The organism is Polycladospora coralii (assembly GCF_014773435.2).
Lineage (GTDB): Bacteria > Bacillota > Bacilli > Thermoactinomycetales > Thermoactinomycetaceae > Polycladospora > Polycladospora coralii.
In genome coordinates this window covers 790,988-805,320 of record NZ_JACXAG020000001.1, presented here as the reverse complement: position 1 = coordinate 805,320, position 14,333 = coordinate 790,988, and the positions used below count along the sequence as shown (strand labels likewise).

Annotated in this window: 16 protein-coding genes; 11 read left to right on the top strand and 5 right to left on the bottom strand. The window is 38.9% G+C overall.

What is annotated here, in order from left to right; genetic code table 11:
* The coding region (locus tag IC619_RS17300; protein WP_430624090.1) for a helix-turn-helix domain-containing protein at positions 1-165 on the bottom strand (165 nt) is incomplete at its 3' end.
* 220 nt (positions 166-385) lie between these two features.
* Here IC619_RS17300 and IC619_RS04105 point away from each other — a divergent pair.
* On the top strand, positions 386-865 hold the full coding sequence (locus IC619_RS04105) for an alkaline phosphatase (protein ID WP_347239754.1): 480 nt from the start codon (positions 386-388) through the stop codon (positions 863-865).
* Positions 866-1,302: 437 nt separating this feature from the next.
* Positions 1,303-2,001: a Vps62-related protein gene (locus IC619_RS04100; protein ID WP_191138854.1), complete on the top strand. Its 699-nt coding sequence runs from the start codon at positions 1,303-1,305 to the stop codon at positions 1,999-2,001.
* Between the two features lie 199 nt (positions 2,002-2,200).
* On the opposite strand, the gene IC619_RS04095 is transcribed toward IC619_RS04100, so the two are convergent.
* Positions 2,201-2,359, bottom strand: a complete 159-nt coding sequence (locus tag IC619_RS04095; protein ID WP_191138853.1) for a hypothetical protein — start codon at positions 2,357-2,359, stop codon at positions 2,201-2,203.
* 360 nt (positions 2,360-2,719) lie between these two features.
* On the opposite strand from IC619_RS04095, the gene IC619_RS04090 reads away from it, so the two are divergent.
* From IC619_RS04090 to IC619_RS04070, 5 genes are all read left to right on the top strand, one after another.
* On the top strand, positions 2,720-3,562 hold the full coding sequence (locus IC619_RS04090) for an aldo/keto reductase (RefSeq protein ID WP_191138867.1): 843 nt from the start codon (positions 2,720-2,722) through the stop codon (positions 3,560-3,562).
* 333 nt (positions 3,563-3,895) lie between these two features.
* Positions 3,896-6,058: a S8 family serine peptidase gene (locus IC619_RS04085; protein ID WP_191138852.1), complete on the top strand. Its 2,163-nt coding sequence runs from the start codon at positions 3,896-3,898 to the stop codon at positions 6,056-6,058.
* Positions 6,059-6,290: 232 nt separating this feature from the next.
* A complete protein-coding gene (locus tag IC619_RS04080) occupies positions 6,291-6,605 on the top strand; it encodes a TcaA second domain-containing protein (protein ID WP_191138851.1) in 315 nt (104 codons plus the stop codon).
* A gap of 20 nt (positions 6,606-6,625) precedes the next feature.
* On the top strand, positions 6,626-7,633 hold the full coding sequence (locus tag IC619_RS04075; RefSeq protein ID WP_191138850.1) for a TcaA 3rd/4th domain-containing protein: 1,008 nt from the start codon (positions 6,626-6,628) through the stop codon (positions 7,631-7,633).
* A 20-nt stretch (positions 7,634-7,653) separates the two neighbouring features.
* On the top strand, positions 7,654-8,955 hold the full coding sequence (locus IC619_RS04070; RefSeq protein WP_191138849.1) for a hypothetical protein: 1,302 nt from the start codon (positions 7,654-7,656) through the stop codon (positions 8,953-8,955).
* Between the two features lie 62 nt (positions 8,956-9,017).
* On the opposite strand, the gene IC619_RS04065 is transcribed toward IC619_RS04070, so the two are convergent.
* Together IC619_RS04065 and IC619_RS04060 are read right to left on the bottom strand one after the other, a co-directional pair.
* The gene (locus IC619_RS04065; RefSeq protein ID WP_191138848.1) at positions 9,018-10,091 is read right to left on the bottom strand and encodes a hypothetical protein; all 1,074 of its coding nucleotides are present in this window, start codon (positions 10,089-10,091) and stop codon (positions 9,018-9,020) included.
* A complete protein-coding gene (locus IC619_RS04060) occupies positions 10,091-11,875 on the bottom strand; it encodes an HSP90 family protein (RefSeq protein WP_191138847.1) in 1,785 nt (594 codons plus the stop codon). The genes IC619_RS04065 and IC619_RS04060 overlap by 1 nt, the downstream gene beginning before the upstream one ends.
* Before the next feature lie 204 nt (positions 11,876-12,079).
* On the opposite strand from IC619_RS04060, the gene IC619_RS04055 reads away from it, so the two are divergent.
* Complete coding sequence (locus IC619_RS04055) at positions 12,080-12,508, top strand: cell wall hydrolase (protein WP_191138866.1); 429 nt, start codon at positions 12,080-12,082, stop codon at positions 12,506-12,508.
* A 10-nt stretch (positions 12,509-12,518) separates the two neighbouring features.
* Positions 12,519-12,818: a spore coat protein GerQ gene (locus IC619_RS04050; protein ID WP_191138846.1), complete on the top strand. Its 300-nt coding sequence runs from the start codon at positions 12,519-12,521 to the stop codon at positions 12,816-12,818.
* A gap of 59 nt (positions 12,819-12,877) precedes the next feature.
* Here the strand turns inward: IC619_RS04050 and IC619_RS04045 are convergent, their stop codons facing one another.
* The gene (locus IC619_RS04045) at positions 12,878-13,318 is read right to left on the bottom strand and encodes a YtoQ family protein (protein WP_191138845.1); all 441 of its coding nucleotides are present in this window, start codon (positions 13,316-13,318) and stop codon (positions 12,878-12,880) included.
* 107 nt (positions 13,319-13,425) lie between these two features.
* Here IC619_RS04045 and IC619_RS04040 point away from each other — a divergent pair, with 107 nt between their 5' ends.
* Together IC619_RS04040 and IC619_RS04035 are read left to right on the top strand one after the other, a co-directional pair.
* Entirely contained in the window at positions 13,426-13,575 is a 150-nt protein-coding gene (locus tag IC619_RS04040; RefSeq protein ID WP_191138844.1) for a hypothetical protein, read from the top strand.
* Positions 13,572-14,330, top strand: a complete 759-nt coding sequence (locus tag IC619_RS04035; protein ID WP_191138843.1) for a sulfite exporter TauE/SafE family protein — start codon at positions 13,572-13,574, stop codon at positions 14,328-14,330. The genes IC619_RS04040 and IC619_RS04035 overlap by 4 nt, the downstream gene beginning before the upstream one ends.
* The last annotated feature ends 3 nt before the right edge of the window (positions 14,331-14,333 follow it).

Sequence of the window (14,333 nt, the reverse complement as noted above, 5' to 3'; positions counted from 1 at the left end):
CTCATTGGCTTGTTTGCTGTAATTCACTGTCTGACTTCGTTTCTCATAGGCAAATTTTCTCTGTTCTAACATCGCGTTATAGAGCCAACGACACATGGAGAGTGTCCATTCAATCTTTTCAATCTGCTCCTTGTTCGGCTCCAGCTTAAACTGATAGGTACGCATCATATCGATCACCTCTCTAGTAGGATTATAGCACATCTCGGACTTGTGAGAGGGGACCCCATTCCCTGGTCCGAAGCTGATTCATCCCCCACCTACTTCGTTGAGGTAGGAGTATTCTCAGCTATATTGGATAAACAAATTTATTAGATTAATGAAAGCTTAATCTCGTTTAGATATGATTTCTGAAGTTAAGTAATCATATCTAAAAGGGAGAGATTCGGTGAAGAAGACGATCAAGTTGGGGGCACTTATTATCGCTTCATCTATGCCAACGTATGCGTTAAATGGACAAGATCATTTCAGATTCAGCCGACCTATAGCGAAGAATGTCATTTTATTTGTCGGGGACGGTATGGGGCCCGATCACCGTGATGCCATTCGTATGCACTCAGTGGGATTAAATGAGGATTTAGCAATGGATCTGGCATTTACAGGTTCTGCGGGCTCATTCCAGACTGATTCGGGTACAGCCGCTACTGCAATGGCTACAGGTGTGAAAACCACCAAACGAACCATTGGTATGAATCCAGATGGAAAAGGAAGCGATGAACAGTTTACAATTGATTGGACCACAGGGGGTCATACAGGGGGACATGTTTTACTTACTGCAGAAGGCCCAGGAGCACAATATCTGACAGGAGAATATGAAAACACTTATATCTTTAATGTCATTCGACATGCGATGCGATTGAGGAGATAGATTAGTTAAATGAGCTGCCGATAAACCTAAGCAGTAGATTGTACGAGTCAATCATTTTAATTTTGACAGTTTAAAATCGATTGCAGGACCTATAATTTCATTTATCGAACATATTTGATTGCCTAATTATCGGGGGATCGTGCATCTATCCCTGCATTCGCTTCCTAAGTTGTAGCGGTTGAATTAGAAAAAGTGGGTGAACCCACTTCAAAGATAAATCAACAACAGCCAGTTGCTTGTTCAGTTCTCTAAATGAAAAAATCACTGTACGAAAATAGATTCCTAATGGTTCCCTTCTCTCAAAAACAATCTATTAAGTAGAATAAAAGTAATCGATGGGCTCATCAATTAAATTGAAAATAAAGGTAAAAAATTAATCATTGTAGAACTTATTTATTGAACGATTTTTAAAAATAAAAGTGAGAGAAGGGATCTCAATGCGTTTTTTATTAATTTTTTCAATCGTTTTAACTTTCTCATTTTTTCCTTTAAAAGTTGAAGGAGCAGATCATTCAGATCTAGAGTCTAGACTTCAGCATGTACAAACGATTAAGAGTACACAGGATAATGGTAAACTTACTTACTCTTTTACGCAAGTAAATACAGAGATCTATAATGATCGAGGTACGGGTTCACATTCAGATGTTAGTATATGGTATATAAGAGATTTCCTTCCTGGTTGGAAATCCGCAGGGTACTTTGCACAAGGGAGTTACAATAACCCTACTGGTTTTGTTATGGGACTTAAGGCAGAAGATGTACCAGGAGCAGCTCCAATTTTAACGGATCCCATCGATTTTCAATTCATTTGGAATGACAGTGGATCAGGAGGACAGAATGACGGCTCTATATGGAGGCCCATTTGTAAGGCTGGATATGTATCACTAGGAAGTGTTGCAACCAATCATTATAGCAAACCTTCGTTATCTTCTATTACTTGTGTTCGTCAAGACTTCACGGTAGAGGTTAATGTGGGTGATCTGATCTGGAATGACAGTGGATCGGGAGCAAATTCGGATGTAGCCTTGTATCAGATTAAAAGTAATTTACCTTATGTATTAACTTCAGGAAGCTTTTACGCACAAAATAATTATTCGGCGCCTGTAGGTCCAGTTTATGGATTGAGGGTACAATAAGAAATTTTTAAAGTAGGGCTGACTGTCAAAAGTTAGCCCTATTTTTTTGTTAGACAGAAAAAAGGATGTAGATTGAGTCCTTGACTTTCCTTTGGTACCATCCGTGGTGGTGGTTTGCTACTATTTTAAGTAGCTTCTTAGTATATTGATTTTAAGAAATCAGCTTTCACTTTTGTTGCATCACAAAGGGATAAGAGACTTAAAGTGGATTCACCCATCGGATTAACGCGTCATTCATTTTTAAAGTATCCACGTTGTAGGTATCAATATAAACGATGTTTCCTTCACGAATGAAGCGGGTAATACCTTGATGTTGTATAAGTTTAGAAGCGTGACCATTTTGCTTATCGATATCCATCATACGCTACTCTATTTCGCGTTCAAGCGTTTTCAGCTCTACATTCCATGACTGATAAAACGCATAGCAAAAGATGATTAAGGGCTGTCTTTGTAAGGTGTTGAAAAGAAAACTTCCACATGTATAACAGCAAAAGGGAGGGAATAATATGTAAAGCCACTTACCTCCCTATCTTGATCTTGTGTACAGTTTGAGTTTGTAACGAATCTCAGGTTAGAAGTTTAACTTATAATTTAATTCACTCACCGCACTGTGTGACACTCATGGCTACACCATATCGGTGATCTGGAACCTGTGAAATTTCACTACGATCCAATCGAGGAAGTAAAAGAAAATAAAATCTTGGGGGCTCTATTATTTATGGTTAAGCATTTACAAGATACAATAACTTTGCATAATGGTGTGAAAATGCCTTGGTTTGGTATGGGCGTTTTTAAGGTCGAAGAAGGATCAGAAATTGTAAGCACTGTTAAAACAGGGATTAAACACGGATATCGAAGTGTGGATACGGCATCAATTTATGAAAATGAAGAAGGTGTTGGAAAAGGAATCAAAGAAGGCTTAGCAGAAGCAGGCATATCAAGAGAAGCGTTATTTGTCACTTCTAAGGTTTGGAACGCGGACTTAGGATATGAATCAACGATTGCTGCTTATGAAACGAGTTTAAAAAAGCTGGATCTTGAATACTTAGATCTATATTTAATTCACTGGCCAGTTGAAAGGAAATACAAAGATGCTTGGAGAGCGTTAGAAAAGTTATATCAAGACGGTAGGGTAAAAGCAATTGGGGTAAGTAATTTTCAGATTCATCATTTAGAACATTTGATGAAAGATGCTGAAATCAAGCCAATGGTCAATCAAGTAGAATACCATCCACGACTAACACAAAAAGAGTTGCAAGCCTATTGTCAAGCCAAGGGAATTCAATTAGAAGCGTGGTCTCCATTGATGCAAGGTCAGTTATTAGATAATGAAATATTACAGGAAATTGCCAACAAGCATAATAAAACAGTCGCCCAAATTATTTTACGTTGGGATCTGCAAAACGAAGTTGTTACCATTCCAAAATCAACAAAAGAGCATCGCATAATTGAAAATGCTAGCGTGTTCGATTTTGAATTGACGAAAGAAGAAATAGAACAGATTGATGGATTGAACCGAAATCATCGAGTGGGGCCAGATCCAGATCATTTTGATTTTTAATGTTAAACGAGTTGGACTCTAGGTTTATCGTGTGTAGAGAAGGTAAGTACTTCTTCTCTACACTTTTTGATGTTTGTAATTAAATGGATCTAAGCGCGAAGTTAAATGAAAAACTCATGCAATCATTTTAATATTCAGATATAATATACATAAAGAAGCTATTGGGAGTGGGGAGCTGAATCTCTTTTTAAGAGCGTTACACAAGGAGTATGTGACAATATTTGTTAATTAAATAATTTAAATAAAAACATTCACTCTAAACAATAAATGGATGTTATCATATTCTTAGAACGATAGTAAATCCAAGTGCTAGAATGATAGAAGGGGGATTGTATGAGAAAAATTGGAGTTATTGCTTTATCTGCTGTACTGATGACGGCAATTGTTTTGTCGGGTGTTCCTTTACGAGCTGTGGCGGCAATCGATCAAGATAAGTATTATTTTGTTCAATTAGATCACTTGCCAGTTGCTTCCTATGAAGGTGATGTGCAAGGATATCAGGCGACTAAAATCAGTGCAAATGAGAGACTAGATGTAAATGAAGATTCAGTCAAAAAATATCGATCTTATTTGGAGCGAAAACGGACTGAGCTAAAAGCGTATATACAAAAAAATGTAAAAGGATCAAAAATTGTAGCCGAATATTCACTCACATTTAATGGGATCGCTGTAAAAGCAAATGCGGAAGAAGCCAAAGCACTTCAAAATGCACCTGACGTGAAGCGTGTGATTGAAAGTAAGCAGTATCGCCCGCTCGTAAATAAAAGCCATGCTATTATAAATAATCTGCCAATGTGGGAAGCTGGCTATGATGGTGAAGATGTGAAAGTAGCCATTATCGATAGTGGAATTGATCAAGGTCATCCGTTTTTCAATGACGATTCCTTGACTATGCCAACGGGCTATCCCAAAGTACAAAAAAAAGAATGGCTAAAGTATACCACTAATAAAGTGATTGTAGCAAAAGTGTACAGTGACGAGGCTGATGTGAAGTATGATCAACCGATTGCATCGCAGATAGATGAAGTAGCATCAGAGATAAGTGCAACACCAGAAGCGATTCGATCACATGGCACACACGTAGCGGGAACTGTTGCAGGAGTCAAGGGGTTTCAAGATCCAACTGGTCTCGTTCAAACAAAATTGAGCGGAGTCGCACCTAAAGCATATCTTGGAAACTATAATGTATACCCATGTCATGATTGCAGCGCCGAAAGTATTTACATAGCAAAAGCAATCGAAGATGCTGTAGAGGACGGTATGGATGTTGCAAATTTAAGCCTAGGAGAAACAGCGGATGCAGGTTATGATGCCTTGATTGAAGTCGTCAACTCGGCTAGTGATGCAGGGATGACCATGGTGGTTTCTGCTGGTAATGACGGACCATCCTCGACAACGATTAGTTCACCGGGGCAAGCTGAGAAAGCGATAACCGTAGGCGCGGTTTCAAACTCACATTTTTTTGGGAAATTGATCACTGTAATGGTAGATGGCGAAGAGCGTGTTTTACCAGTAGGTAGATCTGAGCCAGGTGGGGGAATCGATCAAAAGATTTCTGCGCCCTTACAAGTGATTACTGAGAAAGATGGATTAGGTTGTGAACCCCTCAATCAGGATTTAACGGATAAAATTGCAGTGTTAAAGCGTGGAGATTGCACATTTATGACGAAGATGACGCATGCGCAAGAAAAAGGTGCTGTCGGAGTGATTCTCATTGCAAACACGCAAGGTGCACCGAGTAACATGTATGTAAATAAATCAGCCACAATTCCTATGGTCATGGTGACGAAGGAAGATGGAGAATGGATTTTAGCTGGACAGCAAATGACTGCTACGATTGACAAGAATGAGACACGCGAGATTGATACCGAACAGGATGGTTTGATTGCAGACTTTTCATCACGAGGTCCAACGGCTCAGTATACATTAAAACCCGATGTCGCAGCGGTTGGTGTAAATGTATACTCCAGTATAGTAGGGGGGGGCTTTGATTCTAAAAGTGGCACTTCTATGGCGTCACCTCATGTAGCGGGTGCCGCAGCCCTTTTGTTACAAGCACATCCAAATTGGCAACCAGCGGATATTAAGTCAGCACTCATGGCAACAGCTAAGAATCCCCAAAGTAAACCATTGCCCGTTGAGGTGGGAGCAGGTGTGATTGATGTTACGGCTGCATCTCATGCTCCCGCCTTGGCTTATCCATCTAGCCTCAGCTTTGGCAAAATGAAGGCAAAAGAAAAGAAAAAAATGACACTTACGATAAAAAATCCTACAGACCAGTTAATGATGTATCACATAAAATCTGACAACGACAAAATTGTAAGCACAAGTAAATCGGTTATTATTTTAGGCCAAGAAAAATCGCGCACTTTTGAAGTGGTAACTGAAGCGCATGAAGCAGGGGAGTATCAAGGGTATTTAACAGTTGAAGTAGCTGGTGGCGAGCAAGAAAGCCGGAAAGAAATTCGGATCCCTTATTACTTTCATACCGAGTAATCAAAAAGTCTCAGCCATGTGGCTGAGACTTTTTGATTTGGCCTCTACCAACCGGTCATGAACATAAAAAAAGCAAGATAGAGAAAAATTTCCGATTTAATTAAACATAAATTATGTTATTCGTATATAATTAATACAGTGAAAATTTATTTTATTATTTCATATTAAAAGGAACAGCTTATTTATATTGTGATTGAAGATTTATTTACTCGAGTAGAGGGGGGGAATCAGATTGAATTTAGTAGCTCAAAAAAAGAAAAAAGCTGTGTTGCTAAGTATTGTAATCGGCTTGGTTTTAATCGTGGGCGTGGTTGCTTTGTACGGTGTACAAGCAGGACCCCAAGAAACAGTAAACCGTTTTATGACGGCGCTTCAAAACGAGGATACGGAGTTGTTACATGAATTGATCGAAAGTGATGATGAACGTATGGTCATTCAGACGGGACAACTTAAACAACTATCTACATATGTAAAAAAAATCAATCTTATGCAAAGCAACTCTCGCAAGCTTTTGATCTACATATCTATCAATATCAGACTTCTCTAAGTCCGGATGAGCTTATAGGTATGGGTGAACCTACTTTCGAACAAGCCATTCAAGTAGGAGATTTTTACGTAAAAGAACATGATTATATCTTATGGAAGACTTACTCGATTGGTGTTCGTCGGTATTACTTGAATATCGTCACACATGATGAAGGTACAATCGTTCATGTGAATCAGAAAAAGATTTTTCAGAGTAAAAAGGAACAGATGGAATACAAGCACGGACCCATTATGCCAGGGTTGTACACAATCACGGCCGAAAAAACATTTCCATATACAAAGTTACATAAAAAAGAAGAGGCAATCGTTTTAGGAGAGCCAAGCCGCAATATTGACGTATCGCTTTCCTTTGAAAAATCAATGGTTCAAATTAAGACCAACTTTAATGATGTCCAAGTTTTTGTAAATGAAAAGCCACTTAAACAAACTTTTAAAGATGATGATCAATTTGGACCTGTAACACGGGATGGAAAACTAAAGATTTACGGTCGGAAAACATTTCCATGGGGAGAATCTCAGAGTGAGGTAACGGCCATCTCCAAAGATACCTCTAAAATAGATATTTCACCTACTCCCTATAGTGATGAAGTAGAGAAAAAGAAAATAACTGAGCTGCTTCATCGTTATCAAGCCGAAGTGATTGACGCACTCTATTCAAAAAAAGTGCATAACATGGTTACGGTTACCGATTCCTTTAAGATTATTTTTCAAAATGAAAGTCCATATGAAAATCCATATATTATATATCGTGGAAAGGCCATTGAGACTAAAGTGGATTTTGATCATGCCCGTTTTTATGAGGTAGAAGGTCAGTATAAGATGGAGTTAACTGTCTATTTTCGCAATACACTCACGCCCTTTCTCTATTATGAAAAAAAGTTTCAAACCAAAGAAAGAGAAACGATTCAAAAAATTACACTCGTTTACAGTGAGCAGAAAAAGAAATGGCTAGTTGAATATGTGTTAGATGATGCAGGCGGCGAGTATTTTTTAGGAAACAATGTGGTTAGTGTACCTTATGGAAAGTAAATGTAAAAAAGAGGATCATAATGAACAATAAAGCGCTTATATGGATCTGCATTTCTATCTTGATGCTAGGAGGGTGTAGCATAGTTGGCATAGACACTTCTGCACCTACAGCAAAAGAAGCTGAGCTTATGTTTAAGCAACTACTGCCCGAGGGCACTGAATTGTTATCCACCCCTGAAGGAACAGCGGTCGTGCAGTTAGTCAATGTGGATGATGATAACCAACTTGAAGCAGTTGCACTATATCGTATAACTGGACAAGCTCATATCGGTTTTGCAGTGGCAGAGAAAAAGTGGACAGGCTGGGAACGAATAGAAAATAGATCATTAAAGGATCAGAATCTAAACTATGGCATATTGGCAGATATTATAGGCGACCCGCGCCCTGAAATCATATTGAGTACTACGGAAAAATCAGCCGATCTAAGCCAAACACAAACCGTACTGGTTTACGCATTACAATCAGAAGAATGGAAACAAGTTTTTCATCAAGATGTGAACTATTTTAGTACGGAGGATTTAGATGGAGATTTGAAAGGAGATTTTGTGGTTATCCATCAAGATGATGGCGAATCAGCGTTAGCTTCGCTCTATCGTGAGCGATCAGGACAGCTACACCCCCAAAATGCAATCACCTTAGCTGAAGAACATATTTCATTTTCACAGATTAGGACAAGTCAAGTAGAGGAAACGAAGCGTGCGATCGTGGTTAACGAGAAAGTTTCCGACCAGAATTGGCATACATCGATTGTGGGGATGAAACAAGGTGAACTCAGTCACATCATTGATCCCCAAAATCCACGCCTGTATAGCGCGATAGAGGGTAAATTAAGAGATCAAAACCAAGATGGTTATATGGAATTCCCAACTGTGCTAGCAGAACCTGAGGATTCTATCATGATACCGTTAGTCGAATGGAATCAGGTAGAGGGTGATAAGCTGAAAACAACTGCTCAACATACTGGTGCTACCGGACTACCTTTTCAGCTAAATTTTCCTGAGAAATGGTTTAATCAAATACAATTGAAAGTAGACGATGGAGGAAACGCAAAATATATGCAAATCTTTAACCGTGATCTAAAGGAAGGGTTTGAAAATCATCCAGAAATGTTGTTATCCATTTCTTATTTTGAAGATGAAGCGGAATGGAACAGTGAAGATGAAATCAGTGCTTTGGATGGAGAAATTTATGAAAATTATCTTCTACATCGGTACCAAGATGGCAGCATTATTGTAGGTGGAGAGGGGGATAAAGGTGTTGCGGACAACTTGAAAGTAAGTAAAGAAGAAGTGAAAAAAATGATACAAACAGAGATTAATTAGTAGAGAAATAGATCATGTCTGAATCGGGATAGCACCGATTCAGACCATTGGTTTAGATAAAATTAAGACAAATGAGGGGTTGTGGCATTTCCATATTTTTGTTTCAGTGCGTTGATTTGATGAGTGGTATGTGCAATCTCTTTTGCATAAGTATGTGTTTGGTTTCGTTGATCGAACTGTTGTGCCAAGCGCTTTACTTCTTCATCTATCCATGCTGAAGTTATATGATCTGGGAGTTGCATCGTTGCGATTGTTTCAGGATCGAGATGTTTCAACAAGATGGAACACGCTAAGAAAAATTGAAACTTGGTGTCAAGGGTATGCGAGATTAAAGCTTCTGATAGAAACGCTTCCATGTAATGGATTGCCGCATTTGGATCTACGACAGTTAAGTATTTCATGTGATGTGCGATTGTAGATAGAAAACCTTGCTTTTGTCCAATTAAGCGCATCCCACTCTGATGAAATTCGTTAGCTAGCTCGGGCGAATCATTCTCTAATAACGGAATAAGGAAAGGGCCATAAGTTATATGAGGCACTTCAGCACACGATACTTCTTGTTTAAAGATGGGTTCAGCGATCGCTAAAGCTGCGTGAACTTGTCCGATGTGGAGTAAGTGCTCAGCTTGAGCTGTCAATTCACATGCATAGCAGTCGGAGAGATCATCACGTGGTTGCTCGAGCCATGCTTCAAAACAAGAGTGCGCTAAGTTATGATTTTCATGTAATTTTGCATACTTAATCTTCATTTGGTAGTAAGGTCGTAAGCTATATCCATACTGTTGACAGCGGTTTTTAAAATCATTAAAAGTATCTTCAATTTGGTCTTGTTGAATTTGGGGAAATTCAGATAGGTTATACAAAACCCATTTATACTGCCATAACAAATAAAATTCATGATAATACTCAGGTGCTTTATCTAGTTGAGCTAGACACCAAGAGAAAGAAGGAATCACCTTTTCAAAGCGGCCAGCAAAGTTGGCTGTATCCGTAAGCTCCATGCGAGCATAAAACCCTCTCTCTTCATCTTGAAGGGTGTCCGCAATTCGAATGGCTTCTTCTAATATTTCGATTTTCACATCACCATGCGGTAACTCGCTACTTTGTTCCATAAGTTCATTGAATCGATTTTCCATTATTTGTTCTCCTCCTGATTTAATCCCCTATCTACAAGCTGGGTTAATCCTTCATTGAGTAAGTTCATTTCTTCTTGTTTTAATGGATAGTGGCCCAGTAACAAAGCCTGTACATATAACATCTCGATGGTACTTTTTTGGAGTTGGTTATCTGTGGTGTTAATTAACTTTTGCACGATAGGATTATGATAATTAAAACAAAGCTGGGCCGTTTCAGTATGAACTTGATTTTCAGTAATCTTTTGCATGATTGATGAAAATAGTGGTGATACTTCTTCAGCGGTTTGTGTAGTCGTCCGTAAGTATAAAGCTTCCTCACTAGTTGTATATAAAACAGGCAAATGATGGGGTTCGAACTTTTTAATGACAGCCTTGCAAAAATAGGGTTGCAGAATTTCATTTGCTAATTTTATAAATGTGTAAGTGGTTTGGCGTTCAGATGGCACTAGATCGTTGAATTTTTGAGTAATCATAGTAGGACTGATCTTTTCGGTGATTAGTGTGGGATCGATCCATTGCATCTTTTCAATTAAATCCGAATCGTGCACATAGCCCCCATTTATGACACAGATTCCCTGAGCTCTAGCAATTTTATTGATTTGTCTAAATTCATCTACACTAGTAGTGTAATATACTTTTGTATGATTTTTGCGAACTTCACTCATCGTGATTCTGCCTAATGTCGTTTCAAATGGGAGCCAGTTAATAAAGAGCTGAAACAAGGCGTCGTCAGTTGTAGCTAGAGCTTTTATCGATTTATAGTGTATTTGTATAATTTCTTGTAAACGTTTGGGGTTTGCTTCCACTAACTGGATTAAATAATTTTTGATACAATTTCCTAAGTCTGTCCGTACTAATTCTAAACGTGCATCATCATGAAATGATTCTCGTGAAACGGTTAGGCTTAATCCATTTACATTTAGGATAGATGTAGCAAAAAAAGCCCACTCCGGTAAAAGCTTATCCATATGATCAGATAGAAGCATATTTTTAGCATAAACACGATGTTTTTGCCGCGCATTTACTTGTACAGGATAAGGTAAAAGGTATGCGATTCCTTTCACATCACCTAAAGCGGATTCTAGTGCGATCGCATCAAGATAGTCCTGTTGTAAAACACTTTTTCCATATGCTAAAGCTTCGGTTGTGTTCATTTCCCAAGGTGCTTGTCTGCTATTTAATTGTATTCTGTTTTGGTCATGAAAATATAACGGGTAGGGTAAGTACTCACCATAATGACGAACCCACTTGGCAACACTTTTTTGCTCAAAATAAGTATCGAAACCTGTTTTACTCTTTAAATAAACACGTGTACCAGGTTCCACTCGATCTTTTAGCTTATTAAGGGTATAAGTTCCGTCTGGCTTTCCACGCCATTCAATCCCATAATCAGATTGAATGGAACGTGTAACAAACACAATCTCGTCACTTACGATAAAGCAAGAAAGTAATCCTACACCAAACCGACCAATAAAATCCTCTCCCCCATCCGCATTACGTTTCGATGTTTGCCCAATTTGTGCTAGAAATTGGTGCACTTCATCTTCAGTTAAACCGATACCATTGTCTTGTATGAATAGAGTGGGATGATCTTCACCCGGATGGATTTCGATGTCTATTTGCCCTTTATACTTCGGGTCATTTAGATGCTTTTCTCTTGCTGTGATCGCATCAACACTATTTTGAATTAATTCGCGCACAAATACATGGGGGGTACTGTAAAGGTGATTAGATAATAGATCAATCATACCTTTTAGATTAACTTTAAAATGATAGTTTTCCATCGTTATACCTCGCTAATATGAAATAGGATGTTACCTCATAATGTAAATGATTATATCAGAAAAAACATATCTATTAAAAGAATGGCGTATTTCATTATGTTTGCAAATCATTTACCACATTAATAACGAATCATGATTACTCTAAATGACTAGGAGTTCTGATTTGCATCTGTCGTACATAAATATGAGGCAGAGGTGAAATTGATGGCTGTGATCAGGACTACACAAAACGACATCAAATTACTCGCTCGATTGATGCGAGCCGAGGCGGAGTCAGATGGCAAAATGGGGATGCTTTTGGTCGGTAATGTGGGTGTAAATCGAGTGTTGGGAGATTGTTTAGATTTTAAAGATATTAATACCATATCGGATATGGTTTATCAGTCCCCAGGTGGTTTTGAAGCGGTTCAAAAATCATACTTTTACCAAGCTGCGCGCAAATCAGATATTAATTTGGCACAAAAAGTTGTAAATGGACAACGATTTGATCCAGGCCGATATGCATTATGGTTTTTTAAGCCGCCTGGGAGTTGTCCGGCCACTTGGTTCGATCAAACCAATACTGGACGGTATAAGAGTCACTGTTTCTATAAACCGTCAACTCAAGATTGTCCACGAGTTTATTCTTTTTAGGGGGATGAAGATGTACGGATATTATCCATATCAACAAAATATGGCAGGTGGAGGCGTTTCACAACGGGTTGAGAGAAGGTTTTCGGAGGAGTTATTAGAGGCGAATGTAGGTCGGAAAATTGCCGCATACATGACCTATGATAGTAGTGATCAGTGGCGAGATAAAGTGTTTAGTGGAACGCTTCGGCAAGTGGGACGTGACTACTTCGTCATCAATGATGAAAGTACAGGTCAGGATGTATTACTATTAAATATTAACATATCTTATATTGTTTTTATTGGCCAACAGGCAAGATTAGCTCCACAGTAGTAACGGATACTTATCGTATAATATAGAAGGAACCCTTCAATCAGGGTTCCTTCTGATTATCATTCAAATACGTAAGCGAGCGCTTCTAACGCCTGCTCTGGTGTCTCCACAACACATTGAGCACGCTGTGCTAATTCTTTCAAGGGGTGTACTAAGCTTTCAGGGCGAATCAGAATTAAGGGTTTTCCAGTTGCAAGTGCAATTGAGGCATCCATCGCCGAATTCCATTGCCGATACTTTTCACCAAATTGTGCAATAACAACATCTGCTTTATTCATCCAAATTCGCGTGCGTAAATTGTTAAATTCAGAAGCCGTATGGTCACGGTAAATGCTACTGGGTTGTGTCCCTTTAATCGCTTCCCCGATCTCATCAGAGCGATCATGATCTTCTTGCGGACCTTTGAATACCAGCGGCAAACCCTTCTGCTCAGCTAACTGTTTTAATTGTTCGCGCCAATCATCATGAATTTGCCCTGCTAAGTAAACAACGAGTTCCATATGTAATCCCCTCCATGTCCGAATTATTTTTATTGTAACAGAAATCGGGTAATGGTTAAAAATAAAGTATTTATTCTCTGTAATCAGGATATGAAAGGAGTACAACAATGGTAGAACTTCCACTCGAATCACATGATCAGACGGTTGAAATGAGAGAGCGGCTATGTATTTTCACTCCAATTATCGAGTGGGAGCGTTTAACGAAGGAGAGAGAAAGAGATACCCATAGCAATCTCCTTTCTCATATAGACCTATGACGCTCATCATTGGCATTATTGCGACCGGTTTTGTAGTTGGATTACTGGTAGGTCTTACGGGTATGGGTGGGGCTTTACTCATGACTCCATTGCTTATCGTGTTATATGGATTTTCACCAACCATGGCGATCGGAACCGATTTGGTCTATGCTTGTGCGACGAAAGCTGCTGGTAGTATTCAGCATTATCGGCAGAAAACAGTGGATTGGGAAATCGTGAAGAAACTGGCACAGGGGAGTGTTCCAGGAGGGATATTAGGTGTTTTTTTAATTCGCCTTTTTGATCTTGCAACTTCCTTTTCAATTGAAATGGTTCTAGGGACGGTCTTAGGCTATACCTTTATCCTTGTCTCCTTAGTCATGGTCATACAACTCGTTCAGCATAATAAAGAACGTTCTATTCGTAATAATATGAAAATTTCGTTGCGTATTACCGGCTTTTTAGGTGGATTATTGGTTGGGCTCACGTCAGTTGGAAGTGGTTCTGTCTTTATTGCGATTTTAATACTCACGACCGCTTTATCGGCGGCTAAATTAGTAGGAACGGATGTCGTCCATGCATTTATTTTGACATTGAGTGCAGGTGCGGTTCATGCATCATTTGGTCATGTAGATTGGACATTTGTAATCTGGCTACTGATAGGCTCTATCCCAGGGATTTTGCTAGGTGGAAAGCTTACATTGCGTATCCCTGAGTTTATCTTACGCTTAGCAATTGTGCTTATCTTATTTTTGACTGGAATTAAATTGATTTAAAGG